At 45.8% G+C, this 25,641-nt stretch carries 20 protein-coding genes and 1 pseudogene; 9 read left to right on the top strand and 12 right to left on the bottom strand.

Annotation, left to right across the window (positions count from 1 at the left end; all coding sequences use genetic code 11):
• Positions 1-28 precede the first annotated feature (28 nt).
• The 4 genes from norR to azu all read left to right on the top strand — a co-directional run bounded on the left by norR (position 29) and on the right by azu (position 4,185).
• On the top strand, positions 29-1,561 hold the full coding sequence (gene norR / locus R7O12_RS03220) for a nitric oxide reductase transcriptional regulator NorR (RefSeq protein WP_065275447.1): 1,533 nt from the start codon (positions 29-31) through the stop codon (positions 1,559-1,561).
• A gap of 397 nt (positions 1,562-1,958) precedes the next feature.
• Positions 1,959-2,477 (top strand): hypothetical protein, encoded by a 519-nt coding sequence (locus tag R7O12_RS03215; protein ID WP_005375218.1) that lies wholly within the window; start codon positions 1,959-1,961, stop codon positions 2,475-2,477.
• 269 nt (positions 2,478-2,746) lie between these two features.
• Positions 2,747-3,397 carry an HAD family hydrolase gene (locus R7O12_RS03210; protein WP_053307895.1) on the top strand — a complete coding sequence of 217 codons (651 nt, stop codon included), beginning with the start codon at positions 2,747-2,749 and terminating at the stop codon, positions 3,395-3,397.
• 335 nt (positions 3,398-3,732) lie between these two features.
• The gene (gene azu, locus R7O12_RS03205; RefSeq protein WP_005375211.1) at positions 3,733-4,185 is read left to right on the top strand and encodes an azurin; all 453 of its coding nucleotides are present in this window, start codon (positions 3,733-3,735) and stop codon (positions 4,183-4,185) included.
• Positions 4,186-4,411: 226 nt separating this feature from the next.
• On the opposite strand, the gene R7O12_RS03200 is transcribed toward azu, so the two are convergent.
• From R7O12_RS03200 to R7O12_RS03175, 6 genes and pseudogenes are all read right to left on the bottom strand, one after another.
• Positions 4,412-4,762, bottom strand: coding sequence for an ethanolamine utilization protein EutQ (locus tag R7O12_RS03200; protein WP_017635301.1), 351 nt, complete (start codon positions 4,760-4,762; stop codon positions 4,412-4,414).
• Positions 4,759-6,075 (bottom strand): NAD(P)/FAD-dependent oxidoreductase, encoded by a 1,317-nt coding sequence (locus R7O12_RS03195; protein ID WP_005385877.1) that lies wholly within the window; start codon positions 6,073-6,075, stop codon positions 4,759-4,761. The genes R7O12_RS03200 and R7O12_RS03195 overlap by 4 nt, the downstream gene beginning before the upstream one ends.
• 12 nt (positions 6,076-6,087) lie before the next feature.
• Positions 6,088-7,371: an NAD(P)/FAD-dependent oxidoreductase gene (locus tag R7O12_RS03190; RefSeq protein ID WP_238762438.1), complete on the bottom strand. Its 1,284-nt coding sequence runs from the start codon at positions 7,369-7,371 to the stop codon at positions 6,088-6,090.
• Positions 7,360-7,521, bottom strand: a pseudogene (locus tag R7O12_RS03185) (rubredoxin); the annotation flags it as partial. The pseudogene R7O12_RS03185 and the gene R7O12_RS03190, both read right to left, overlap by 12 nt.
• A gap of 142 nt (positions 7,522-7,663) precedes the next feature.
• The gene (locus R7O12_RS03180; RefSeq protein ID WP_238762410.1) at positions 7,664-9,100 is read right to left on the bottom strand and encodes an aldehyde dehydrogenase family protein; all 1,437 of its coding nucleotides are present in this window, start codon (positions 9,098-9,100) and stop codon (positions 7,664-7,666) included.
• 1 nt (position 9,101) lies between these two features.
• Positions 9,102-10,289 carry an aromatic ring-hydroxylating oxygenase subunit alpha gene (locus R7O12_RS03175; RefSeq protein ID WP_053307899.1) on the bottom strand — a complete coding sequence of 396 codons (1,188 nt, stop codon included), beginning with the start codon at positions 10,287-10,289 and terminating at the stop codon, positions 9,102-9,104.
• Positions 10,290-10,608: 319 nt separating this feature from the next.
• On the opposite strand from R7O12_RS03175, the gene R7O12_RS03170 reads away from it, so the two are divergent.
• Positions 10,609-12,345: a BCCT family transporter gene (locus R7O12_RS03170; RefSeq protein ID WP_238762408.1), complete on the top strand. Its 1,737-nt coding sequence runs from the start codon at positions 10,609-10,611 to the stop codon at positions 12,343-12,345.
• A gap of 94 nt (positions 12,346-12,439) precedes the next feature.
• Here R7O12_RS03170 and R7O12_RS03165 read toward each other — a convergent pair whose 3' ends face one another.
• From R7O12_RS03165 to R7O12_RS03140, 6 genes are all read right to left on the bottom strand, one after another.
• Complete coding sequence (locus R7O12_RS03165; RefSeq protein WP_005392445.1) at positions 12,440-13,366, bottom strand: LysR substrate-binding domain-containing protein; 927 nt, start codon at positions 13,364-13,366, stop codon at positions 12,440-12,442.
• Between the two features lie 247 nt (positions 13,367-13,613).
• Positions 13,614-14,978: a TrkH family potassium uptake protein gene (locus tag R7O12_RS03160; protein WP_262636381.1), complete on the bottom strand. Its 1,365-nt coding sequence runs from the start codon at positions 14,976-14,978 to the stop codon at positions 13,614-13,616.
• A 1-nt stretch (position 14,979) separates the two neighbouring features.
• Positions 14,980-15,633 carry a potassium channel family protein gene (locus R7O12_RS03155; protein ID WP_005375180.1) on the bottom strand — a complete coding sequence of 218 codons (654 nt, stop codon included), beginning with the start codon at positions 15,631-15,633 and terminating at the stop codon, positions 14,980-14,982.
• Positions 15,634-15,784: 151 nt separating this feature from the next.
• The gene (locus tag R7O12_RS03150) at positions 15,785-16,483 is read right to left on the bottom strand and encodes a response regulator transcription factor (protein ID WP_062730914.1); all 699 of its coding nucleotides are present in this window, start codon (positions 16,481-16,483) and stop codon (positions 15,785-15,787) included.
• Positions 16,480-17,514 carry a DUF4118 domain-containing protein gene (locus tag R7O12_RS03145; RefSeq protein WP_053304026.1) on the bottom strand — a complete coding sequence of 345 codons (1,035 nt, stop codon included), beginning with the start codon at positions 17,512-17,514 and terminating at the stop codon, positions 16,480-16,482. Before R7O12_RS03145 ends, R7O12_RS03150 begins: the two co-directional genes overlap by 4 nt.
• A gap of 237 nt (positions 17,515-17,751) precedes the next feature.
• Positions 17,752-19,605, bottom strand: a complete 1,854-nt coding sequence (locus R7O12_RS03140; RefSeq protein WP_033906862.1) for an ABC transporter ATP-binding protein — start codon at positions 19,603-19,605, stop codon at positions 17,752-17,754.
• Positions 19,606-19,750: 145 nt separating this feature from the next.
• Between R7O12_RS03140 and R7O12_RS03135 the strand changes: the two genes are divergently transcribed.
• The 4 genes from R7O12_RS03135 to fhuB are packed head-to-tail and all read left to right on the top strand — an operon-like array spanning position 19,751 to position 25,574.
• A complete protein-coding gene (locus R7O12_RS03135; protein ID WP_017635310.1) occupies positions 19,751-21,853 on the top strand; it encodes a TonB-dependent siderophore receptor in 2,103 nt (700 codons plus the stop codon).
• Positions 21,854-21,904: 51 nt separating this feature from the next.
• A complete protein-coding gene (locus R7O12_RS03130) occupies positions 21,905-22,690 on the top strand; it encodes an ABC transporter ATP-binding protein (RefSeq protein WP_017635311.1) in 786 nt (261 codons plus the stop codon).
• On the top strand, positions 22,681-23,610 hold the full coding sequence (locus R7O12_RS03125; RefSeq protein WP_318125613.1) for an iron-siderophore ABC transporter substrate-binding protein: 930 nt from the start codon (positions 22,681-22,683) through the stop codon (positions 23,608-23,610). Before R7O12_RS03130 ends, R7O12_RS03125 begins: the two co-directional genes overlap by 10 nt.
• Positions 23,607-25,574, top strand: a complete 1,968-nt coding sequence (gene fhuB, locus R7O12_RS03120; RefSeq protein WP_206959023.1) for a Fe(3+)-hydroxamate ABC transporter permease FhuB — start codon at positions 23,607-23,609, stop codon at positions 25,572-25,574. Before R7O12_RS03125 ends, fhuB begins: the two co-directional genes overlap by 4 nt.
• Positions 25,575-25,641: the final 67 nt, after the last annotated feature.

Here is a 25,641-nt window from a genome sequence, read left to right as displayed (position 1 = left end):
AGTCATATTGACACAATCGGTATTGGCTATGACTTCTTTAATCGCGCAATGGCTACACATCACGCAAGATCTTAACTCGGCGCTCACTCAACAGGCTCGCTTCGATACGTTATTAACCACGATTCGAGAGGTATTGAAGTGTGACTCTTCTGCCCTTCTTTTATATGAAGACCAGCACTTTAAACCTTTAGCAATCAATGGATTGGCGAAAGAAGTGCTTGGACGCCGTTTCTCTATTGAGCAGCACCCAAGATTAGAAGCCATTGCCCGAGCAGGCGACATCGTGCGCTTTCCCTCCGACAGCGACTTACCTGATCCATACGATGGCTTGATTCCAAACCACGATGACAAACTGCATGTCCATTCCTGCATTGGTTTACCTTTGCTGATCGACGATCAACTGATTGGTGCCATTACTATTGACGCCTTCGACCCCAACCAATTTGATGGGCTACGCAACCAAGAGTTACGTTTTGTCAGCGCGTTGGCAGCAGGTGGCCTACACACAGCACTCCTACTAGAACAACTAGAGACACAAGCGAGCCTGCCACGTGATTCTTACGCCGAGAAGCGCACCTTAAGTAATGAAATCATTGGCAACTCTCAGGGTATGAAGAATCTTCAAGAGCAGATTGATGCAGTCGCCGATACGGAGTTGTCTGTATTGGTCATGGGAGAAACGGGCGTAGGTAAAGAGTTGGTTGCCAGCGCTATTCACCATCGCTCTAGCCGCTCTAACAATACCTTGGTTTACCTCAACTGTGCGGCGCTGCCCGAATCGGTCGCGGAAAGCGAGTTGTTCGGCCATATCAAAGGCGCATTTACAGGCGCAATCAGCAATCGCAAGGGTAAGTTCGAACAAGCCGATGGCGGCACACTGTTTTTGGATGAAGTCGGCGAACTGTCGTTAGAGCTGCAAGCCAAGTTACTTCGAGCTCTACAATATGGAGACATTCAACGTGTGGGTGATGACCGCCATATTCGAGTCAATACACGCATTGTCGCCGCCACCAACCGTATATTGCATGAAGAAGTGACTGCTGGTCGCTTCCGAGCCGACTTATATCACCGCCTAAGCGTCTTCCCGCTTCATGTTCCACCTCTTCGTGAACGTGAAGACGATGTGGTGTTACTCGCAGGCTTTTTTGCCGAACGTTTAAGAAGCAAATTGGGATTGAACAGCATTCGTTTGTCCCCCACTTTGGTGCAGGCACTCAAAGACTATTCATGGCCAGGCAACGTGCGAGAGCTTGAACATGTCATTAAACGTGCTGGTGTTTTGGCAAAAGCGCGTACCCACGCCATGGATATTGAGTTAGTTGAGCAAGATTTTGACATCCGAACGCCGAATCAGAACATCAAGAACGTTGAAGAAACGGAACAAAAATCTCGGCTTGAGCTACCAGAAGGCGGATTAAAGCCTGCCACAGACGCCTTCCAAAAAGCGATGATTGTTCGAGTTCTGGAAGAGAACCAAGGTAACTGGGCAGCAACGGCACGTCAGCTTGAATTAGATAACGGCAATTTGCACCGATTAGCAAAACGGCTAGGGATAAAATAGACACTAACGAATATCACCTAATATGGCATATTCATCGCCAAATAAAGAGCCGATGCCCAACCGCTCACTCAGCCCACTATAAGTAGTGAGCTGAGTGCTCAGATAGAATAGCCACCTAAGTTTGACGGTATTTTCTTCTAAATTTTATTGTCTTGAACCACCTCACAGATTTAATAACCCTTAACAATAAACACAATAATAGTTAAGGTATTTTTATGAGCCAGATCTAATAAAATTAAATATATAGTATTTATTTTAAGAATCTAAACTTTCAAAGTTCATCATAATAAATACAACCTCTATGTATACACTTTACCTTCAAAAAACATCAAAATATAATCCCTTCGATAAAAACACTTAAATGAATTTAACTGTATAAAAGTGAGGAGAATAAAATATGGGATATGGGGCGACAGTATATTCATTAGATACTGAAAAGGTTTTTAACGTACTAAAGAATGAGCGTAATCCAGAGCTAGAAAAAGCCATCATGGAAAGGTGTCAAGACTCCTTTAAGGTGATTAATGAAATGCTGGAAAGTAGTGGCGAAAGCATCCGAGCTGAAGAGCTTCTTATGCAAATGTTGTCTGAAGAGATAAAATACAGTCACTTGGGTTACGCCTATGCTTACTTGCTTGAAGCTATATGTAAGATAACTGGTTATTACTTATCCAATAACTCTTGGTATCCTTGCGATGTAAACGATTTCTGCGATATTCCATTCACTAATACCGATTATCCTATAAAATTCCCATTCCCTGACGATTTCCCTGTTGTTTTTATGATAAAAAATCAAGATATTCACCAAGATAACGTTGACTTCGGAGGCTTATCAGAGCAACAAATATCTGAAGTCAAGAGCTGGTACACTCATGCAGTCGTAAACAATCGTGATTTGGTATTATTTTATTATTAATTTTAACTATTAATAAATTATCCAATAGTTAAAATAACAATAGAATATTAATAAAACTCTAGCTTAATATAAGCTAGAGTTTTATCTATTTAACTGAAATTTTTCTAATTTTAAAAACATTATATTTCACACCTAGTTTATAGACTCTGTGTATAGTGTGTTCAGAGGCAATGTGAACTCATAGGATCAAAATCAAGTTCTAATTTTTAGAAGAAAAACCGATCTGCTTGTGTCAAAATGCGCCATCCCAACCAAAAAGTCTTAATGTAATGAACTACCAAGCTGCTATTTTTGATATGGATGGTTTGCTCCTTGATACTGAGCGCGTCTGTATGCATATTTTCCAAGAAGCATGTGAAGCCCAGAACCTACCCTTCTATAAAGATGTTTACCTTTCAATCATTGGTCGCAATGCAGCGGGCATTGAAGTGATTTTTCGTAAAGCTTATGGGGATGATCTTGACCGCTTACACCAAGAGTGGCGCGACCGTTACGACGCTGTGGTTAAGCACCAAGCGATACCGGTAAAAGAAGGGGTGATTGAGCTGCTTGAGTGGTTGAAAGGCCAAGGGTTGCCAATTGCAGTCGCCACTTCTACAGCAAAAGAAGTGGCACAGAAGAAGTTGGAGTTAGCGGGCCTAAGCAAGTATTTCGACAACTTAACGACAGGCTGTGAAGTGTCACACGGCAAACCTGATCCAGAGATCTACCTGCTTGCAGCAAGTCGTCTAAGCGTAGATCCAACCAAATGTCTCGCCTTTGAAGATTCAAATAATGGCGTACGTGCTGCGGTAGCAGCGAACATGATCACTTATCAAATTCCTGATTTGGTTGAGCCTTGTGACGAAATAAAGCAATTAGGCCATACTGTCGCACCTTCACTGCATGATGTGTTGCATGCGTTAAAACAAACTCGCTAGGTCTACTTGTCGTCTGTTCTCTAGAAGCTCAGCAATTTAGCTGAGCTTCTTTCTTGAAACCTCTCCAATACCGTAAAACCAAACAATTCTGCCACCCGTTTAGAGAGATTATTTTCACCTTAACTCTGGCTAATCACGACTTTTGATTTAACTCACGCAATCGCATGAAATAAGGCATTTGAGTGATCAAATAGCGGAACTGACCAGTACAAACTTGCAACAAAACGTCAATATACCGATTGAAGCACGTTTTTGGAGTGAAAATTGGCTGATAATGAGAACTATTGGATAAGATCAATCCAAGTCAGCCTAAAATACAAAATGGAGAGTGTTATATGTCTTTACGTTTATTAGCAACAACCTTCGCATTAGTAGGAATGAGCTTTGGTGCCCAAGCCAGTGCCGAGTGTGAAGTGTCATTAGATGCTAACGATATGATGCAGTTTTCTACTAAAACATTGAGCGTACCAGCCACTTGTAAAGAGGTAAAACTAACGCTGAATCACACAGGTAAGATGCCAGCGCAATCGATGGGTCACAACGTGGTCATCTCTGACACAGCCAACCTACAAGCAGTCGGTACTGATGGCATGGCAGCTGGAGCAGAAAATAACTACGTAAAACCAAATGATGATCGCGTCTACGCTCACACAAAAGTAATTGGTGGCGGTGAAAGCACCAGCATTACGTTCAGTACTGAGAAAATGAAAGCCGGCGGTGACTATTCATTCTTCTGTTCGTTCCCGGGTCACTGGGCAATCATGCAGGGTAAATTTGAGCTAAAATAAAAGCTTTAGCCAAGCCAAAAGAAGACTCATTATAGGGAAGCCAAGGCTTCCCTTTTTGATAGATAAAATAGCAATTGAGAAAGGTCTAACACGTCTGGAAACGTGACCAAGAAACATAGCAAGTATGAAACCCTTGCTCCATTGAGATTAAGTTCTTTTGCGAAAAGTTATGGTTAAAAATCAGATTTTTATTTTGCCTTTCCGAAACACAACTAAATGATAAAAGTCATTCAATACCATGTAACTCTTTCCAGTTTCCTGGATGAACCACATAGCCGAACAGAGCATGCCCACCATAAACCAATTCAGTCCCTTCCGGTATCCACAGCATCTGACCTGGGTGCACAAAATGTGTTTCACCATTTGCGGTCAGCTCGAAACAGCCTTCAATCACGAAAATAACCTCATCATAAAGCACTGTCCAAGCCACTTTAGCGCCTTCCCATTTAGCAAAGCCTACGCCTATGTTTGGTGAAATTTCTGGGCTTAACGCCCTGGCAACATACGCCATTCCTGGCGTATCACCACGAACATTGAAATCTAGACTTTTACTATCAACAAGTTTGACTGGCTTCATAATTCACTCCGGCTTTGCCATTTTGCTAATTGGATACGCGTTTTTACTCCCAAACCTAAAAAAGGCTCTGGCGGATTCAAACAAGGCATTCCTGTCACTTGCTGTATGTCATCCAATGATTTAGATGTCGCACCAACGACATAGTCAGCTAACAGTGTTCCAGAAATGGTTCCCCACGCAGCACCAACACCATTGTCACAAGCGCTGGCATAAACACCTTCATCTAATTGACCGAAAAAGTTAGTAAAGTTACGAGAGATTGCATACACCCCACCCCATGTGTGAGTAAATGGTACGTCGGCCAGCTCGGGATAACGCGCCAGAAAGACCTGACGATGATCGTCGCGAATTTGTTCTCTGACTTTATCGTTCATGCTTGAGCCATATTTCGGCACGTGTTTGTAAGTATTGCGGATCAAAATACGTCGATCGGCGGTCATACGTAACGTCGTTCCCGCATGATCAGCTGGAGTTAACCCCCAATTCAGCTCACCTCCGTATCGTTGCATTTCTGCGTCGGTTAATGGACGCGTCCAGCTTGCAAACGTCATCACTGGAAGTAGTCTGTTTTTAAGATAACCAAACTCCCGAGTAAAAATGCTGGTCCCAAGCAGCAGTTCAGGGGTTTCAACAGAGCCACTATCTCCATGTAGTACCCAGCAACCGTTTTCTTTACTGAGCTTGCGGATTGGCGAGTTCTCTAACACCTCGACGTTCTCTGGAAGGCTTTCCCCTAGCCCACGCACCAAAGCAGCAGGTTGCATTAAATAACCACCTGGCGTGTAAATTGCGCGGCTGTAGTAGTTGGTTCCCAAGACTTTCGCCAGCTCACTGCCATTAACATGGAAGTATGGTTCGCCAAGGTCTTTCATTAGGTGCTCAAAGTGATCGAGATACGCTTCACCGCGCGCCCCTACGGCTCCTTGATATTTGCCCTTTGCTGACCACTGACAAGAAATACTGTGCTTCGACACTAAAGTGTTTAGCTGAGCAATCGCAGAACGGTTGAGCGACAATAACTTTTGTTTGTGCTCAGGGTCGGGATGCTCAAGTGAAAACTTATGAGGCAAATCGATAACAAAGCCCGAATTTCTTCCTGAAGCCCCTTGGCCGATACGTTGCGCATCAATCAGTATAATTCGTGCATTAGGCATAAGTTCAGCTAAACGTCTTGCCATAGCTAGGCCTGCGAAACCGGCACCTAACACGGCATAGTCAGCACTTTGTTTACCTTTTAACGCCGATTTTTCTGGAATACTTGGCAACGCATGGTACCAACCACACGTCACGTCATCATTGGGTAAATGAATCATCTTTTTTCTCCGCTACGCTACTGACAGTTTCAATGACAATTGATCTAGCCAAGGGCCGCGTAATGACTGTACTTTTCTTCCTAGCAACGCAAAACCGAGCATTGCTCCTTCTGGTGAATAAAACGCAGCGGTCAATTCATCTGCTTGGGTCTCGATGTACCATTGTCCCTGTTCTTCAGCGGCTACCGGGAAAATCGTGAGTGGAAGAATCGGCGTTTTTACAATCACTGGAGTTGGTGTTAACGAGATAGGGGCGACATCGCCTAGCAAGCTTTTCGCTACAGAAGGGATCATTTGATTAATCGGCGCAATATAGGGCTGCCACCCGTGATCAGTTTCAACACAATCACCTAGCGAGTAAATATTCTCATCACTCGTCTGGCCGAATTGATTCACTTTAATGCCCCGGCCTACTTCAAGCCCCGCGCGCTCAGCCAGAGAAACATTTGGCTTGAGTCCAACCGCGCTTAGCACTAGGTCTGCTTCAATCTGCTTGCCACTGTTTAGATGCAAAACCGCGCTTGATTCGGACCTTGGCTCGATTCTGGCGATACTGTCTTGTAGAGCCCATTGCACGCCTCGATCGGCAAGTGCGCTTTGTAATGATTCACCCAACTGTTGCGGGATCAAACGCTCCATTGGCCATTGACCCAACCCGATAACTGTTACTTCATAACCGCTTTCGATCAGATCATTTGCGAACTCACAGCCAATTAAGCCATCACCTAGGATCGCGATGCGCTTTTTGTCTTGCAGCTCCGCTCTGAAACGGCGGTAATCAACTAAGTCGTTCACACTCATAACCCAAGAGCGATCGCCCTCAATTGGGATTTCAATCGGTGATGCACCTGTTGCCAGTACCAAGCGGCTGTAGGCGTATTTACCGATGGAGGTATGTAACGTTGAATTGGCACGATCGATCTGTTCAACACGGGTATGCGGGTAAACTCGGATATTGAGACGGCTTTCCCACTCCAACGCGCTCTCACTTTGTAGCGCGTCGCCGTCTTTATTCATGACCAGTGCATTAGACAATGCTGGTTTGCTGTACAAAGCGCCATCATCAGCGGTAAAGACGGTGATAGCAACCGTCTCGGATTGTGCTCTAAGTGCCGCCGCCAACTGGTAACCACTGTGGCCACTACCGATGATAACGATAGGGTCATTTGAGAATACAGGTTGAGTAACTTCAGATGGAAGAGGCTGAGCCGTATTTGGCTGAACAGACGCTTCTACCGACACCGAAGACACCGCTGCAACCTCTTCTAGTGGCGCATCGTCGGTAATTTCGATCATTTCAAAATCGGCCTTACCCACTAAACAGTCAGGACATAACCAGTCATCCGGTACATCTTCCCATGCTGTTCCTGGTGCAATGCCATCGGATGGCCAACCTTGTGCTTCATCATAGATTAAGCCGCAAATAATACAGAGCCACTTTCTCATCACTTATACTCCAACTACCTTGTTCAGAATTTCCGTGTTTACAAACCGCTGTCAGATTTGTTGTGATTCCATCAACCTCGCCCTAGCTTGTGGTCTGAAATCCAAGCCGGTACGAGGTGATGAAAATACAGTTACACGGTAGCTATACGTTGCTGTCTTGCTGCAAACGAATGGCAATATTGCGTGTCTGGACGTAGCTATAAATCGCTTCTTGTCCTTTTTCTCGCCCAAACCCGGACAAGCCCACGCCACCAAATGGTGTTTCGATGCCACCAGCAAACCATTCATTGATGAACACTTGTCCACCACGCAGTTGCTGTGCCACACGCAATGTTTGGTTTAGGCTTTCACCAAAGACACCAGCGACCAGGCCAAAATCGGTGCCATTCGCGATTTCAACAGCCTCTTGCTCGGTTTCAAACGGTGTAATTACCAGTACAGGGCCAAACACTTCTTCTTGAGCAATACGCATATCTGGTGAGGCTTCAATCACCGTCGGTGCCACAAAGTAACCCGACAAATCAGGGGCGTATCCACCCGTTAGGATGTTCGCGCCGTCGGCTTTTGCTTGTTCTATCATTTCAAGCACGCGCGCTTGTTGATCAGCCGATACCAACGGTGTTATATCCGGCTGGCTTTCACCTTGACCAATGGTTAGGTCTTGCGCCATTTTCACTACCGCCGCTTTTACTTCTTCATAACGCTCTTTTTGAATTAGCAAACGAGACATTGCCGAACAAACTTGACCAGCGTTAAAGAAAATACCGACCTGAACGCTTTTCAAAAGTGTTTCGAGGCTCGCATCTTTCAGCGCGATAGCAGCCGATTTACCACCCAGCTCCATCACCGATGGAGTAGCGCGTTGCGCTGAATCTTGCAGGATGCGTTGGCCAGTTGGAACAGAACCCGTAAAGACAATTTGATCGACCTCTTGGTGCTGCACCAAATGACTGCCAACGACTGAGCCTTTGCCACATAGCAAGTTAATCGTGCCTTTTGGGAAGCCCGCTTTTTCAATCGCTTTAATCAACAACGTTATAGCTAGTGGGGAAATCTCTGGCGATTTGATCACCACTGCGTTACCAGCAGCTAATGCAGGTGCTAATGAGCGTGCACAAATAGAAACTGGGAAATTCCACGGCACAATCTGCACTGACACACCAAACGGCACATATTGGGTGAAATCGACATAATCTTTACCCAACGGAATTGACGTGCCTTCCAGCTTGTCGGCCATGCCAGCGTAGTATTCGAAGTAACGTGCCGATTCTAAAAACTCATCTTTGGCATCTTGCAAAGATTTCCCATTTTCACGGCAGGCAACTAGCCCACCTTCATCAACCATTTCACGAATAGCCGCGGCGGCTTTTAACATCCACTCGGTTCTGACGGCTGGACGAACGTCCGAAAGAAGACCTTGATTGACCACTCGACGTGCCGCTGCCATTGCGCGATCTGCATTGGTGATAGTGGCTTCTGCAATCGTCGCATACGCTTCGGCTGTGCCAGGGTTAATGACGGTCAGCGCTTGCTCTGAATCGCACCACTCACCATCAATATAATTAAGGTAATGCATCATATTACTGCTCCAGTGCCGCTTTCACTTGCTTTGCCAACCAGGTTTGGAAGAAATGCGTAGGAACATCCATTTCTGGTGAGAACACACCACCACCAAAGCCAGGTGAGTAACGACCTTCCTGCATGCCCTCGACCGCTCCAATATCTTCGCCGAATACGACTCGCCATGACTCAACGGTAGCAGTACGGCACGCAGCGAACTCATCTTTCGTTGCTTCATCACCCACATAGAAAACACGTAGGTGCTCAACACTCTTATTCGCAGTGATTGGTTCAATCATCATTGCAAAGGCATGATCGGCTTGAATACCAAGCAACACGTTTGGAAAGAGTGCAACATATTCTGCATGACGCAGTTTATCTTCTGGCCAGCTTGGAAATTTAGGTAAGTGTGTACCTGCAGTATCAGAGAGGTTGTATGCGAGACTACCTTGGCCAGCGAAACGCTCTGCAAACATGATGTTGTAGTGATCCTCTAGGCGAGAATAACTGTTCAAACTCGGATGCACCCAAGGTAAGTGGTAAGCTTCACAGTAGTTTTCTACGGCAAGCTTCCAGTTACTTTTCACTTCTATCTCTAAGTTGCCACCCATGTTCACGCGGCGAAGAAGCCCTAATCCTTCTTCACCTAAGAATTGCTGCCAACGTTGCTCTAGCGGCGCGATATGCTCTTCAAAGCTTTCAGCATTGCCCGATAAGTTGACGAATACCATGTCCATCCAAACGGCTGAACGAAGTGGCTTAAGGCCATGTTTTTCACACTTAAATCGGTCATCTTTGTGTTTTGCGATACCACCAATGTGTGGTGTGCCTTTTAGATTGCCGTCAAGATCGTACGTCCATGAATGGTAAGGACAGCGAATCATGCCTTGAACTTCGCCTGCCTCATGCACCAGCTTCATACCACGATGACTACATACGTTGTGGAAAACTTGGACTTCACCTTGGCGATTTCTCATCATGAGTAGTGGAAGATTCATGAAATCAAGTGGCATCACATAACCATTTTTAAGCAGGTCTGATGCAAAACCAATACATACCCAAGTGTTACCAAACACCTGATCACGCTCAAAAGTAAAATACTCTTCGCTGGTGTAGGCCTGATTCGGCATTCCTGTTGCTTCACTGATTGGGTTCAGTACATTATCAACAAGTTCAACAGGAATAATGGTTTGGTTGACATTGCTCATATTCTTATCTCCGAGAGTCGAGTTGCATCCAGTGCGTACAACATCGTGTTGTGTTAGTGGAGATGATTTTGATTAACAACCCGGCAACAAACAAACGACTTTTTCGCCGGGCTTGGATGAGTTTTTGTCATTCATGCATTGATCTCGAACAAAAAAATAACCTTTTAATTAACAATGATCTTCTTGTCATGATTAATACTCATTAACCGATGAGTATTAATCAGTTGAAACACAAAAGCCCTCTCTCTACTCTCTTTCAAAAATTAACAATAACGCAACAAACAATAACGCTAAAACAAACGCACTGTGAGGGATGCCTATGAGAGCAACATCTGGGATATTGAAAGGACTCAATCCGACTGTGACTATCGCATCAAAGATCGTCGTTATCGGTTTTGTACTTTTCTGCGCCATTCTCGCCAACCAAGCGGGCCAATACTTCGAAACGATTTCCGGCATTTTGCTGCAGAATATGAAGTGGTTTTACATCGGACTTGTTTCACTCGTTGTCGGTTTTCTTCTTTACCTTATGGTTAGTCGATATGGACATATTCGTTTGAGTAAAGATGACGAAAAACCAGAGTTTAGTTATTTGTCTTGGGTATCCATGCTTTTTTCCGGAGGCATGGGGATAGGCTTAATTTTCTGGTCGGTCGCCGAACCGATGTGGCATTACGCTGACAACCCATTTACTCAAGGCCTGACCAATGAAGCCGCAACAACATCAATGAAACTGACATTCTTTCACTGGGGTCTACATCCTTGGTCTGTCTTTATTATTGTTGCACTCGCATTAGCCTACTTTTCCTACCGTAAAGATCTGCCTTTTACCCTACGCTCTATCTTGTACCCTTTGATTGGCGATCGTATTTATGGGCCTATCGGGCACACGGTTGATATCCTAACAGTCGCGGTGACTGCTTTCGGTATCTCTCAAACCTTGGGGATGGGAGTTATCCAAATAAACTCTGGTTTGAATCAAGCCTTTGGTCTAGACATTAGTTTGGGGATTCAACTCTTTATTATCGTTTCCCTTTGTACTTGTGCGGTTGCATCGGTGCTATCTGGTGTAGGGAAAGGTATTCGCCGTTTATCAGAATGGAACATGCTGCTCTCACTCGCACTCGTGCTGGTCGTACTTTACATTGGCCCAACTCGCTATATCTTAAATACGCTACTCGAAAGTACGGGGCTTTATGCACAAAACATTGTCGGTATGAGCTTATGGAGCGATGCACAGAATGACTCTGGCTGGCAAAACTGGTGGACGGCTTATTACTGGCCTTGGTGGATGACTTGGGCACCTTTCGTTGGCATGTTTGTAGCTCGTATCTCTAAAGGGCGCACAATACGTGAGCTTATCGGTGGTGCTCTCATAGTTCCTACGCTGATCACGTTTTTATGGATTTCAGTATTTGGTGGCGCAGCGTTAAAGGTAGAGCAAGACGCTCGTGTTGCTCATCAAGAGCAAGTCACTGCGGCACAAGAAGCCAAACAAACACCACCTGCGGATTTTTCTGGCGGCCCGATTCTTGAAGCGACTAAAGCCGATACGACACGCGCTTTGTTTACGCTATTCGACAATCTAGATACAGGTATGTTTGGTAAACTACTTAGCGTGCTTGCGTGTCTATTACTCGGTACTTATTTCATTACCTCCGCAGACTCGGGTACCTTGGTTCTATGTACCCTCGATGCCGCTGGGCACAGTGAGCCTCCTACCTCTATACGCGTATTGTGGGGGTTCATGATCGCCGCCATTGCGGGAGTGCTTCTATACGCCGGAGGGTTAAAAGCAATGCAAACGGCCTCCATTATTGCCGGCTTCCCTATCGCGATTTTTATCGCGGTGATGAGCTTAACGCTGTTCCATAGTATTCGACGCGAACCTAAGCCATGGGCAATGCTTCCTGAGCATGTTCACCCAGAGCAAGAGAAACTTGATGGTCCTGTTGAACCGCTTGTTGAAAGCAAAACAGTGGCTTCCCAGCCTATCGCTTCAACATCCTCACTAAAAGATGATTCCACACTCAATCAGGGACCAGTACTAAGTTAGTGCGTCGTTTCATCCAATCAATTAGAACAAAGCGGGAACTGGTACTCCCGCTTTTTAACATGACCAAACTCTGTTATTTTCTCTGCTTATTGATTTAGGCTAAACCTCGATCACCCACCTCATCTGGCAACTGATGCAAAAGCCATTCTCTAAAACGTTTGACGCTGGCTGGGATTAAACCTCTATTTTTAGGTTCAAGCATAGAGAAATTGGAAGGTGTTGAAAGCACGTGTTCGACTGGCCTAACTAAAGCACCGCTTTGTAAATAGTCGTCCACTAATGACCCCCAGGCTAACGCGATTCCCTGACCATTAATTGCCGCTTGTAACAGCATTGGATAGTTATTGATGTTCATGCGATTACGAGGCGAAATATTTGGCAATCCTACACTCGCAAACCACTGCTCCCAATTCACCCAATCTCTTTGAGACTCTTCCAGATAGAGTAACGTTTTATTGAAGATTTCTTCTGGCTCACTAGGCTGGCCGATTTTCTCTAAATAAAGCGGGCTACACACAGGGAATACCTCTTCTGAAAATAGCGTTGTCACGTCCATTTCCGCAGGTGGAGTGCGACAATAAAACAAGGCGATATCGCAATCTAATCGGCGTAAGTCCAACACATTATCTGAGGCCAATATTCTTATATCGATGTCATCATGTTCATTTTGAAATTGAGCAACCTTAGGCAACAACCACAAGGCTGCCATTGCATTTGTCGTCGCAACCGTGATCTTTTGTTCGCCCTGCCACTTCTTCACTTCACCCGTGATTTGAGCAATATCGAGCAAAGATTGGCTGACAGCTTGATAATATTGAAGACCTGTAGGCGTTAAATTAATGCTTCGATTGGCTCGCGTGAACATAGCCTTGCCTAAGTATTCTTCTAATTGTCTAATTTGGCGACTGATAGCACCTTGGGTCACGTTTAGCTCGTCAGCGGCTAACGTAAAACTCAAGTGCCGCGCCGACGCTTCAAACGCAACGAGGCTATTTAAAGGTGGGAGGGGTTTGATTTTCATGTATCTTCCAGTAAGGCAGTATTGTAATTATTTTTATTCCCGGCAATCTTATGTTGCACGTGGATAATGCCATTCTGGACAACACCTCAAAAACGACAATTTATAAATGATAAAAAATAGAGATGAATCATAAATTGTTGTGAGAGAGACTGCCGTATACAGTTTCGTGGCTACAACAAGCACAAAAAGAGGAGCAGTTACTCCTCTTTTGCCTAGCCTTTTGCTCACTTTGTACGAGTTAGCCCATTTACCCTATTGCCAGTTTAGTACTCGCGTAACGCGCTTTTTTCTTTCTTGGACTGGCTAAGAAGTACGCTAATGTAAGAGGCCCTAATCGTCCCATAAACATCATGAAGATGATCACTAACTCACCTGGTTCGGACAAACTGCCCGTTAAGCCTCGCGATAACCCAACCGTACCCAGTGCCGAGACCGCTTCGAACATAATATCTAACATAGACGCTTTCTCTGTCAGTAACAGCGTGAATATGGCAAACCAAGTCCCCCCCACCGAGATCAGAGTCAGCGCCAATGCCTTGCTGATGGTCTCTTTGGGAATCTCGCGTTGAAAGGCATAGGTTGCTTCATCGCGACGCAAATAGCTGTAAGTCGCCAAGACTAACACTATAAATGTCACAACTTTAATGCCACTTGCCGTACTCAATGATCCACCGCCGATAAACATCAACACCAGAATGATCGCCGTTGTGGCATCTTCCAACTGATCGATAGCTAAAGTGTTGAACCCTGCCGTTCTTGGCGTCACCGCTTGAAACCACGATGCCCACCATTTCCCTGCTTCGCTCAACGGGGCAAGCGTGTTGGGGTTGTCATATTCAATCAGATAAATCGCGATAAGTGCCACCACGTTAATGATCATCGTGCCTAAGATCATCATTCGACTGTAAACGGTGAGTCGATGCCAACGGCGATTGCGTTTTAAGTCAATCCAAACCGAGAAGCCTAAACCACCAATAATGAACAAACTGGTAATGGTGAAGTTAACGACCGGGTCGTCCACGTAAGGCATTAAGCTATCGGCACTCAACGCAAAACCTGCATTGTTAAACGCACTGATGGTGTAGAAGAAACCATGGAACAAACTGGTTTCCCAGCCTAGCTCTTCACTCCAATAAACGCTCAAAATAGTGAAACCAATAAGTTCAACGAGCAGAGCGAACATCAATACAGATTTAGCAGTGGCAATGAGTGTCGATGAATCAGTCTGGTTGAACGCCTCTCTCGCGACTGCTCGCTCCAAAAAGCCAATTTTTCCGCCCAGAGCCAGCAAGGTCACGATAGCAAACGTCATCAAACCTAGGCCACCACATTGAATCAGGAAAGCAATAACCACTTGCCCAAAAGGCGTAAACGCCGTGCCCGTGTCCACCACAACTAATCCCGTCACCGTAATGGCCGATGTTGCTGTAAACAGGCTTTGAATCCAAGTGATGGGCTCTGTGGTGGCAATCGGCAGTTTGAGTAAGACCGTGCCGAGCATGATCAAGCACGCAAAGCTGAGGCTAAGTATTAATGGCGGTGCGCCCAACAATTTTTTGCCCGCTTTGGGTTTTCGCTCGATTGGGATAACAGAGGGATGCCACAAAACCATGTTACACCAACCTTGGAGCGACGTATTTCAGCTCAGCGCGACTACCGCAAAGCAACAGCGTGTCGAACTCATTAAGCACAAACTCATCATTGATATTGGTGTAGACGGCTTCTTCGCGCTTCACCAAGATAGGCTGAATGTTGTAACTGCCTCGGCTGATCAACTTAGAAAGCGGCGTATCGTGCAGATTGGATTTAACGTGGATTTCCACCACATACAAACCATGCCCCATTTCCAAATAGTTGTTCACCATCGGATAGTTGAGTGCCTGCGCGACTCTTACGCCCATCTCCTCTTCCGGATGAATAATGCGTTGTACACCAAGCTTAGACACGATGGTGTGGTGTGCTTTGGTGCTCGCTTTGACCCAAATAGATTTCACACCCAGATTTTTCAGCGCCAGCGTACACAACAAACTGGCTTGCATGTCTTCGCCAATCGCCACCAACACCACATCACTGTTCGCTAACGCTAACTCTCTGAGTGCACCTTCGTCTGTTGCGTCACATATGACCGCTTGCGTTAACTCTTCGACGTATTTTTCGACGATTTTCGGGTCGCTATCCACCCCCGTTACGGTGTGTCCAAGATGAATAAGTTCTAAGCTGGCGGCAACGCCAAATCGCCCTAGACCAATTACTGTAAAGTGAGCCATATCAATACCTAACTGTGTTTTATGTATAGAAAATGCTAATGCGTTAAGGGTTAGACTGATTTTCCGTCACGGAAAATAGGCAACACGAATCCTGTTCGAGTGCCGATAACCAGCACTAAACCTTGGCATTAACGTTGATTAAATTTGGAATTTAGTGGTGCTTGGACGCCTCTAGCACTAAACGATAACCCAACCCCGGCTCGGTTTTTAATAGCCGCTGTTCGTCAGCACTATCGTTCAGTTTTTTGCGTAGTTGACTCACTAACACACGTAAGTAGTGAGTATCTTCGACATGACTTTTTCCCCAAATCACCGCTAGCAAATGAGTTTGCTCAATGAGTTTTCCCGGCTTGAGAATCAACTGTTCAATGAAAGAAAACTCTTTCTTGGTGAGTGGAATTTCCCTCTGATCCAACCAAAATTGGTGAGTACTTTTGATGATTTTGACTCGGCCAGCCACCAGCTCATCAGCGACGGTTTGCTCATCCACCAAATCTCGAACCAGCACTTTGATGCGCGCGATGAGCTCTTTTACGCCAAAAGGCTTGCTCAAGTAATCATTCGCGCCTGCTTCTAAAAGGCGGATTTTTTCCTCTTCTTGATCGCGAGCTGTCAGCACTAGCACTGGCGTTTTATACGTCTGACGAAGCGTAGTGAGAAACTCCGCCCCATCGCCGTCGGGCAAGCCTAAATCTAGCAGAATGACGTGCGGCGAATACGCTTCGAAACACGCTTTGGCTTCTGCAATGGTACTCGCGCCAATGTAATCAAACCCTTCAGCAGACAGCGAAATTCGAATAAAGGTATGAATGCGAGGCTCATCGTCCACGACTAAAACTTTGTAACTCACGCCTGCTCTGCTCCTTGATTGAGTGGAAGTCGAATGCGGATCAGCGTCCCTTCTGATACTGGCATAGATTGAATATATCCTTGGTGTGCGGTGATGATGCCTTTGGCAACCGCGAGTCCCATTCCGGTGCCTGAATCGGCCGATTTGTTGTTCGCGCCGGAATAGAAAAGGTTGAATATTTTTTCCGCATCTTCAGCTTTGATGCCAATCCCCATGTCCCGAACATCAATCACGCACGACGAACCCTGCTTAGAAAGTGAAACCTCAACAGATTCATTCTCTGGCGAAAATCGCATGGCATTATCCAGCACATTAAAAATCGCTTGTTCGATGAGCGAACGACTTACTGACAAATAGCCAACGGCATCATCCATATTCATGGATACTTTCTCGGTGTAATTCGGCAAACGAGAAACCGCATCCCGCACAATATTCGCAATAGGCTCATCTTTTTTGGTAATTTTTAATGTGCCGTGCTGGAGCTTAGTCGCCTGTAAGAGGTTCTCGATATATTGATGCAAGCGATGGCTTTCTGAAGTCGCACTGTCGAGCAATTCTTTACGCTCTAAGTCATCGAGCTTGGGCATGTACTCGTTGAGTGTGGTCAGTGTTCCAATAATGGTTGCTAGCGGCGTGCGTAGGTCATGGGACACCGATAGCAGGATGCTGTTTTGCAGCTTGGTTTGTTTTAACTCTCCCTGCTGCCGACGATAAAGATCCGCAAAGGTGCTGGTGATAAAAGCCACCACCATAAACACGACTAAATTAAAAATGTCTTCCGGACGAAACATCTGCAAAGAGTAACGAGGCGTCGTGAAAAAGAAATTGAAGCTCAACGCTTCGATCACCGCCGCCGCATAAGCGAATCGCGAGTTGCATTGAAACGCCACTACCACGACCGCTAACTGTAAAATCAGCAGGACTGCGGCTGTAGAGCCAAACAGTTGGTCTAACAGCCATGAGACGACAACCGCACCAACAATCACGGTAGTAGAAAAGAGAGAGGTGTTATCTCGCCATTGAACAAACATAAAATACATCAACCAAAATTCGATGTAGAAAACTTTAGCAAAAGCCCATTCGGAGTTCGCGTAAAAAAAGCGTAAAAAATTCAATAACGACAGTGAGTTATAAACATAATCATCATTAAGTTGGCCTAACTCAATGAATAATCACAAGTTAACGTTGCCCATTAACGCCTACTTACTCGGTATAAACGACAGACACAAAAAAGAGGAGCATTTGCTCCTCTTTCGTGTAGCGTCATATTAGATGACTTGCAGTTGAGCATCACCTTGCTCAGACAAAAATCCGCCGGTTTGATGCTTCCACAACTGAGCGTAAACACCACCCAATTGCAGCAGCTCGTAATGCGAGCCTTGCTCAATGATTTTGCCGTCATCCATTACAATCAAACGATCCATCGCGGCAATCGTTGATAAACGGTGAGCAATCGCAATCACTGTTTTTCCTTCCATCAGAACTTCAAGGTTTTCTTGAATTGCCGATTCTACTTCTGAATCAAGTGCAGACGTTGCTTCATCCATGATCAAAATTGGCGCGTTTTTCAGCAGAACGCGAGCAATCGCCACACGTTGACGCTGACCACCAGACAGCTTCACACCGCGTTCACCCACTTCAACGTCATAGCCAACGTTACCTTGCTCGTCTCGTAGAGATTGAATGAAATCATGAGCATGTGCTTTCTCAGCAGCTGCGATAACGGCATCCATTGAAGCATCTGGATCACCGTAAAGAATGTTCTCTTTAATTGAACGATGCAGCAAAGAGGTGTCTTGCGTGATCATACCGATGTGTTGGCGAAGCGACTCTTGTTCGACTTGAGAAATGTCCTGTCCATCAATACAAATCTTACCGGTATTTACGTCGTAAAAACGCAGCAACAAGTTGACCAACGTGGATTTACCTGCCCCAGAACGACCGACAATGCCGACTTTTTCGCCCGGTTTGATAGTCAGGTTCAAGTTCTCAAATACCGCCTTCTCGTCACTGTAGTTAAAACCTACGTGATCAAAGCAGATCTCACCTTGGGAGATTTGCAAAGGCTTAGCATTTGGTACGTCTTTCACTTCAACATCGTTTGAAATCGTATTAATACCGTCTACTACTGTACCGATGTTTTCAAACAGTGCGCTAACTTCCCACATGATCCACTTCGACATACCTTGTACGCGCAATGCAATACTGATGGCAATCGCAATAGCACCAATTGTTACAGCGTGATCTAGCCATAGATAAACCGAAATGGCACTAATAGACATCAGCAGCAAATAGTTGATGGCATCCACACTAAACAGTAAACAAGTCACCATGCGCATTTGGCGGTAAACCGTCACCAAAAATTGCTTCATGCTGCTTTCTGCGTATTCCAACTCTCGTTGCGAGTGCGCGAATAGCTTTACGGTAGATATGTTGGTGTAAGAATCGACAATGCGCCCAGTCATTACAGAACGAGCATCCGCTTGCTCCGTCGCTACTTGTTTCATTTTAGGGATAAAGTAGAACTGGATAACCGCGTACATTCCTATCCAAATCACAATAGGCAACATTAGCAAACCATCAGCTTCGCCCATCATCCAGAGCATCGAAAGAAAATAAACGCTGATATAAACCAGTACATCCACCAGCTTCATGACCGTTTCTCGTACCGCTAACGCACTTTGCATCACTTTGGTCGCAACTCGGCCTGCAAAGTCACGCTGGAAAAATCCAACCGCTTGTTTTAGCAAGTAACGGTGAATCAACCAACGGATAGACATCGGGTAGTTACCCAATAACGTTTGGTGCATCACCATTGAGTGGACAAAACCGAGAGCTGGCATCACAACCGCCACTAAGAACAGCATCATTAGCATGCGATCACCCTGGTCTTGCCAGAATGTTGCGCGATCTTGATTAGAGAGAATATCGACGAGCTCGCCCATATAACGCAACAGCGTCACCTCAGTAATGGCAATAAGCGCACTGAACACAGCCATAACGAGTAAAGGGGCTTCAAAGCCACGAGTGTAAAAACGACAAAAGCCAAATAGCGTCTTCGGTGGCTTTTCGGTTTCCATCTGGGGAAAGGGTTGGGTCAGTTTTTCAAACCAATTGAACATAACAATGACTTTAGGTACCGCGAATGAATTTGCGAACGTTTTACTATCTTTTGATACAAAAGTCAGTAAAATACCGAAACAAAAGCTCAAATGATAATAATTACAATTAAGCTTAGTGTTAATCATAATTATCAGGAATAGATTTATGCAAAAGAATAACTCACTGACCATCGCGATCCGCAACGCGTTGGTTTGTGCTTTAGCACCTACTGCAGTGGTTGCATTCACAGCACAAGCTCAAGAAGACGTCGTACAAGGTGACGTGATTGCCATGGAGACCATAACGGTCACCGCGCAAGCACTTAAAGTAGAAACCCCGGCAGCAGAAACGCCGCGCAGCGTATCTATCATTTCTGAAGATGAACTTCGTGTTCGTGCACCGAAAAAACTAGATGAAGCGTTACGCTACACGTCTGGTGTAACCGCTCAGCCTTATGGCGCAGACAACGACACTGATTGGTTCAAAGTTCGTGGATTTGATGCAGCGACTTACCTAAACGGCAACCGCCTATTCCGCGATGGTTACTACACATGGTTGGTCGAACCTTACGGCCTAGAAAGTGTAGAAGTCGTTAAAGGTCCATCGGCTATTCTGTTTGGTGAATCGGCACCAGGCGGTATCGTGAATGCGGTGCAGAAAAAACCAACGTTTACGCCTCAAGGCGAAGTAAAAGTCGAAGTTGGCAACAACCAACACCAATCCGTAGGTTTTGACATTGCTGACGAAGCAAACGACGCAGGCACTGTGCGCTATCGTTTGGTTGGCTTGATGACAAGCCAAGATGGTGAACTGGACGGCACAAACAACGAGCGTTTCTACCTAGCGCCAAGTGTCGAGTTCGACATTTCTGACCGTACAATGCTGACCGTTTTGGCAACTTACCTTCGTGATGACGGTGTACCAACTAACCCATTCTTCCCAGCAGCAGGTACTCTGATTGGTTCTAACTTTGGCAAAATCGATCCTTCGACTAACCTTGGTCAGCCAAACTACGATAAATACGAACGCACGCAGTTTTCTCTGGGTTACTTACTAGAGCACGACATCAATGACACGTGGTCACTCTCGCAAAACCTCAACTACGGTTCGAATGAGTTGTACTTGCGCAGCTCTTACGCGTTCTCAAACAACGATCCAGCGAAAGAAGAATTAACGCAAGGCATCGTATTCCGTGACGGAAAAAACCAGAGCATCACGTTCGATAACAATGCTGTCGGCAACTGGATGACAGACAACGCAGAGCACACAGTGCTTATCGGTATGGATCTGCAATTCCACAAAACCGATGGCGACGAGCAGGACAACTACGCATTTGGCACCATCAATCCGTGGAACCCAGTTTACGGTAACTTCACCCCTCTTGATCCTGCCAACAACGTGAAACGTGAGATTGAGAAATCTCAAGCAAGTCTCTATTCACAATACCAATTGAAACTGCATGAACAGTGGATTGGTAACATCGGTGCTCGTTACGACTGGGTGAAAACAGAAAACTCTGGCAAAGGCGCTACCGTTGATCAAAGTGAATCTCGTGATGATGGTCAGCTCTCTCTAAGTGCGGGTGTGATGTACCTTGCAAACAATGGCCTGTCACCTTACGCAAACTACTCTCAGTCGTTTGAAGTGATCAGCACTATTGATGCGGCAACCAATGAACTTTACAAACCGCTGGAAGGCGAGCAAGTAGAAGTGGGTGTGAAGTATGAGCCAAGCTTTATGGATGGCTTTATCAACCTTGCATGGTTCGACATCACGCAAAAGAACGCGTTGGTCACTAACCCATCAACATGGATTGCGACACAAACAGGTGAAGTGACATCTCAAGGTATTGAGCTAGAAAGCACGGCGCAGCTAACCGACGATCTAAAACTGATGGCAAGCTACACCTACACTAAAGCGAAAACAGATGAGAGCTTTGGCCAAGGTAAAAAACAAGCCGCACTTATTCCTGAGCATCAAGCGTCTGCATGGGTAGACTACAGCGCCTACAGCCTGATTCCAGGCCTCAATATCGGTACTGGTGTGCGCTACGTAGGTGAGTCAAAAGATAACCCTAAGAGCTCGAACCTAACGGTTCCTTCTGTCACTCTTTGGGATGCGTCAGTCACTTACGACATCACTTCACAGTGGCAAGCACAGCTAAACGTGAACAACATCCTAGATAAAGAGTTTGTTTCAGGTTGCGATTACTGGTGTTACTACGGCCAGTCTCGCTCTGTTATGCTAAACGCAAACTACCGCTGGTAATTGTACTTCTACTCCCCTCTATTGAGGGGAGTTTTCTCCTAAGAGCCATCCATGTTTCAACTGTCTAATATTGAGATCGTGCGAGGTGGACGTCAGATCCTCGGCATCGAACAACTTAACATCCCAACAAATGAGCTAACGGTCGTTTTAGGCCATAACGGTTCAGGTAAGTCGACACTGGTGAACCTGCTTTCTGGTCAAATGCCACCAGATAAAGGCACGGTAACACTAAACGATACTTCCCTTTCATCACTCAAAACCAAAGAGTTGGCAAAACAGATCGCCTATTTGCCACAAAAGCTGCCCTCTTCGGCTGGTTTAACGGTAGAAGAGCTAGTGCGCTTAGGTCGCTTTCCGTGGCGTGGGGCACTTGGTCGTTGGAAAGCTGAAGACAAACAGATCATCACGCAGGCTATGGAACGAACAGGGGTTACACCTTTTGCTCAAGCTTTGGCGGATGACTTATCGGGCGGCGAGCGCCAACGTGCTTGGGTGTCTATGCTACTGGCTCAACAATCGCCAATTTTAATTCTCGATGAGCCAACCTCGGCGCTCGATGTTCACCATCAGTTTCAACTAATGGCGCTGCTGGCAGAACTGAATCGAACCGAGAATGTAGGCATTATCGTGATCCTGCACGATCTGAACTTAGCACTGCGCTACGCCACCCACATTGTTGCGCTCAAAAAAGGTAAGATTGCCTTTGAAGGCAACGCCGACATGTTGTTAGACGAGGCACGCCTTTCTAAACTATATGAGTCACCAATTAAGCTGATTGAACACCCAAGCCCGGCTAACACATTAGCGAGCCAAAAGGTGGCTGTTGTATGCGCATAATAGCTCGTTTACGTACTGTGGTTACACAATCTGCTTTTCTCCTCGCATTTTTTATGACCAATGCACATGCAGTCATCACCGTTACCGATGAATATGGCGAGCATAGTTTTGAGCAAGCGCCTCAACGCGTTGTAGCCTTAAACTGGGACATCTTAGAACAAGTTTTGGCGCTAAACGTAGAACCAATCGCAGCCCCAAATTTACCAGGCTACCGCCAATGGGTCGTCAATCCAACTGCACCAGAGTCAATTGAAGATATTGGAACCCGAGCAGAACCCAACTTAGAAAAAATAGCCAGTTTGAAACCAGATGTCATCCTTGCTGCGTCTCCACAGCAAGACTTGATTCCGTTACTCAAACAAATTGCTCCGGTAATCTATTTACCTAATTTTTCTGAAAATGAGGCCGCAGCTGAAACGGCCATTCGTCACTTTCGTACGCTCAGCAAGCTATTCAATAAAGAGGCACTTGCTGAACAGAAACTGGCAGAATTAGATGCTTCATTTGCGCAGATGCGCCAGCGAATTCGCCACTATTACTCTTCTCCACTCAGCGTTCTTGTGATGCGATTTTCAACTCCGAATACTGTATTACTTGCAACCGAAAACTCCACCACTGACTACGTGGTTAGAAAACTGGGATTACAGGCTCCAATTAAAGAGGACCCACGAGCGTGGGGAGTAAAGCAAGATCGAATCAATCGGCTTCAGGGCCTTCAAAACAGCTACGTTCTCTACGTACAACCTTTCCCAGAAGAACGAAAACTGAAAGAGTCGCCACTTTGGCAAGCGATGCCGTTTGTGAAAAAGCAGCGGGTAAATTCAGTCAGAGCAGTGTGGGCGTATGGCGGTGCCATGTCTTTGCAATACACCGCTGAAGCGATTACCGACAGTCTAATAGAGTTGGCACCAGAACAATGAGAACGAAACATTATATTGGTTATCTGGCGCTGATTACGTTACTTAGCGTCTTTAGCCTACAAATTGATACTAATTTATCACTTTTCGAACAATGGCAATTATTAACAAAACCAGAGGTAGCAACCGAGTTTCGTGATGTATTCTTTACGCAAGCGCAGCTTCCTAGGTTAAGTATGACCCTGCTTGTTGGTGCCATGCTTGGTCTCACCGGCAGCTTAATGCAGCAATTAACGCAGAATAACCTCACCTCGCCGTTGACTCTTGGCACCTCTTCTGGTGCTTGGCTTGCATTAGTCGTGGTAAACATTTGGTTCGTCGATTGGGTCGCCGATTACTCTGCATTAGCCGCAATGTTTGGGGCTTTAGTGGCGTTTGGCCTGATCGTATCAATTGCCGGTGTGCGTAATATGACAGGTTTGCCGTTGGTCGTTTCGGGGATGGTGATCAATATCTTGCTCGGTTCTATCGCCACAGCCATTATTATTTTAAACGCCCAGTTCGCACAGAATATTTTTATGTGGGGAGCAGGAGACCTCTCTCAATACAGCTGGGATTGGTTTGAGTGGTTATTGCCTCGCTGCGCTATCGCAATCGTAATTTTGATCGTCGCACCACGTATTCTGACCTTAATGAAACTAGGACAAGAAGGCGCAGCAGCCCGAGGCTTAGCGGTATTACCCGCGTTTGGTGCGTTAATGGTGATGGGTATTTGGCTGGTATCCGCCTCCATCACCGCAGTTGGTATTATCAGCTTCATCGGATTACTGACACCCAATATTGCCAGAGCGATGGGGGCAAGAACACCGCGCGACGAATTGATCAGCAGCATGCTTTTGGGCGCAATGCTACTAATCATCACAGACTCTGCCGCTATCTCGCTGAGCTTATGGTTAGAGGAAACCATTCCTAGCGGCGTAGCGGCTGCAGCTATTGGCGCTCCCGCTTTAATTTGGTTTACTCGTAAAAAGCTGACGGCAACCGATCAACTTAACCTTTCAATGAGCCAAGGAAAAACGGCGCTTTCTAAACGCGCGGTATGCAGCATTGCGCTATTCAGTCTGGTTGGGATTCTAGCTTACTCATTCGTTACCCATGGTATAAACGGAATTCAATGGTCTGTGCCAGGTGAGTTCCAATGGCAATTGCGTTGGCCGCGAATGTTAACCGCACTTTCTGTCGGTATTGCGCTATCCGTTGCCGGAATCATTTTGCAACGCATTGTTTATAACCCTCTGGCAAGTCCCGATATTCTCGGTGTGTCTTCCGGAGCCACGTTTGCCATTATTACGACAGGAGTCATCGCTGGGTCGCTTCTCTCCGCATTTAGCTGGGGTATCGCTTTTTTCGGAAGTATGTCCGTATTGATGTTATTGCTGATTATCGGTAAACGAAGCCATTTTAATCCATCTAACTTCGTGTTGTCCGGCATCGCACTAACGGCACTATTAGAAGCCCTCGTTCAATTTTCGCTAGCTCAAGGCTCAGGTGACAGTTACAAAATTTTATTGTGGCTAACTGGTTCTATTTATCGAGTCACAGCCGACACCGCACTGATGCTATGTTTGGCCATAATAGTTCTGGTTGCCGCTGTATTCTCGATTTCTCGTTGGCTAACACTAATTTCCATCGGGCGACAATTCTCAAATGCACGAGGGCTTAACCCTACCGTAGCCAATACGCTTATGCTCACCATCGTTGCTTTGTTATGCGCCTTTTCTACCGCTACAGTTGGTCCAATATCTTTTGTTGGCTTGGTCGCTCCCCATATGGCGATGATGTTAGGAGCAAGAAAAGTGAAAGAGCAACTGTGTGTCGGTGCCTTAATTGGCGCAACCCTAATGTTGTGGGCAGATTGGCTAGGACAAATCGCTATTTATCCAAGTCAGGTCGCAGCTGGCACGTTGGTCGCTATTATAGGCAGCACTTACTTCCTATTTTTAATGCTGAAGAGTAAATTCAGCTAAGTTGGGAATATTGTTACAGCCTAAAAATACGCTAAGAAAAACAAACCCCGCTATTTTGATAGCGGGG

Source organism: Vibrio sp. Vb1574 (assembly GCF_033338675.1).
This window is presented reverse-complemented; position numbering and strand designations above follow the sequence as displayed.

What these genes read in the sequence shown, in the direction of transcription:
- norR (WP_065275447.1), top strand. Translation starts at nt 29, where the DNA reads ATGACTTCTTTAATCGCGCAATGGCTACACATCACGCAAGATCTTAAC.
- R7O12_RS03215 (WP_005375218.1), top strand. Translation starts at nt 1,959, where the DNA reads ATGGGATATGGGGCGACAGTATATTCATTAGATACTGAAAAGGTTTTT.
- R7O12_RS03210 (WP_053307895.1), top strand. Translation starts at nt 2,747, where the DNA reads ATGAACTACCAAGCTGCTATTTTTGATATGGATGGTTTGCTCCTTGAT.
- azu (WP_005375211.1), top strand. Translation starts at nt 3,733, where the DNA reads ATGTCTTTACGTTTATTAGCAACAACCTTCGCATTAGTAGGAATGAGC.
- R7O12_RS03200 (WP_017635301.1), bottom strand. Translation starts at nt 4,762, where the DNA reads ATGAAGCCAGTCAAACTTGTTGATAGTAAAAGTCTAGATTTCAATGTT.
- R7O12_RS03195 (WP_005385877.1), bottom strand. Translation starts at nt 6,075, where the DNA reads ATGATTCATTTACCCAATGATGACGTGACGTGTGGTTGGTACCATGCG.
- R7O12_RS03190 (WP_238762438.1), bottom strand. Translation starts at nt 7,371, where the DNA reads ATGATCGAAATTACCGACGATGCGCCACTAGAAGAGGTTGCAGCGGTG.
- R7O12_RS03180 (WP_238762410.1), bottom strand. Translation starts at nt 9,100, where the DNA reads ATGATGCATTACCTTAATTATATTGATGGTGAGTGGTGCGATTCAGAG.
- R7O12_RS03175 (WP_053307899.1), bottom strand. Translation starts at nt 10,289, where the DNA reads ATGAGCAATGTCAACCAAACCATTATTCCTGTTGAACTTGTTGATAAT.
- R7O12_RS03170 (WP_238762408.1), top strand. Translation starts at nt 10,609, where the DNA reads ATGAGAGCAACATCTGGGATATTGAAAGGACTCAATCCGACTGTGACT.
- R7O12_RS03165 (WP_005392445.1), bottom strand. Translation starts at nt 13,366, where the DNA reads ATGAAAATCAAACCCCTCCCACCTTTAAATAGCCTCGTTGCGTTTGAA.
- R7O12_RS03160 (WP_262636381.1), bottom strand. Translation starts at nt 14,978, where the DNA reads ATGGTTTTGTGGCATCCCTCTGTTATCCCAATCGAGCGAAAACCCAAA.
- R7O12_RS03155 (WP_005375180.1), bottom strand. Translation starts at nt 15,633, where the DNA reads ATGGCTCACTTTACAGTAATTGGTCTAGGGCGATTTGGCGTTGCCGCC.
- R7O12_RS03145 (WP_053304026.1), bottom strand. Translation starts at nt 17,514, where the DNA reads ATGTTTGTTCAATGGCGAGATAACACCTCTCTCTTTTCTACTACCGTG.
- R7O12_RS03140 (WP_033906862.1), bottom strand. Translation starts at nt 19,605, where the DNA reads ATGTTCAATTGGTTTGAAAAACTGACCCAACCCTTTCCCCAGATGGAA.
- R7O12_RS03135 (WP_017635310.1), top strand. Translation starts at nt 19,751, where the DNA reads ATGCAAAAGAATAACTCACTGACCATCGCGATCCGCAACGCGTTGGTT.
- R7O12_RS03130 (WP_017635311.1), top strand. Translation starts at nt 21,905, where the DNA reads ATGTTTCAACTGTCTAATATTGAGATCGTGCGAGGTGGACGTCAGATC.
- R7O12_RS03125 (WP_318125613.1), top strand. Translation starts at nt 22,681, where the DNA reads ATGCGCATAATAGCTCGTTTACGTACTGTGGTTACACAATCTGCTTTT.
- fhuB (WP_206959023.1), top strand. Translation starts at nt 23,607, where the DNA reads ATGAGAACGAAACATTATATTGGTTATCTGGCGCTGATTACGTTACTT.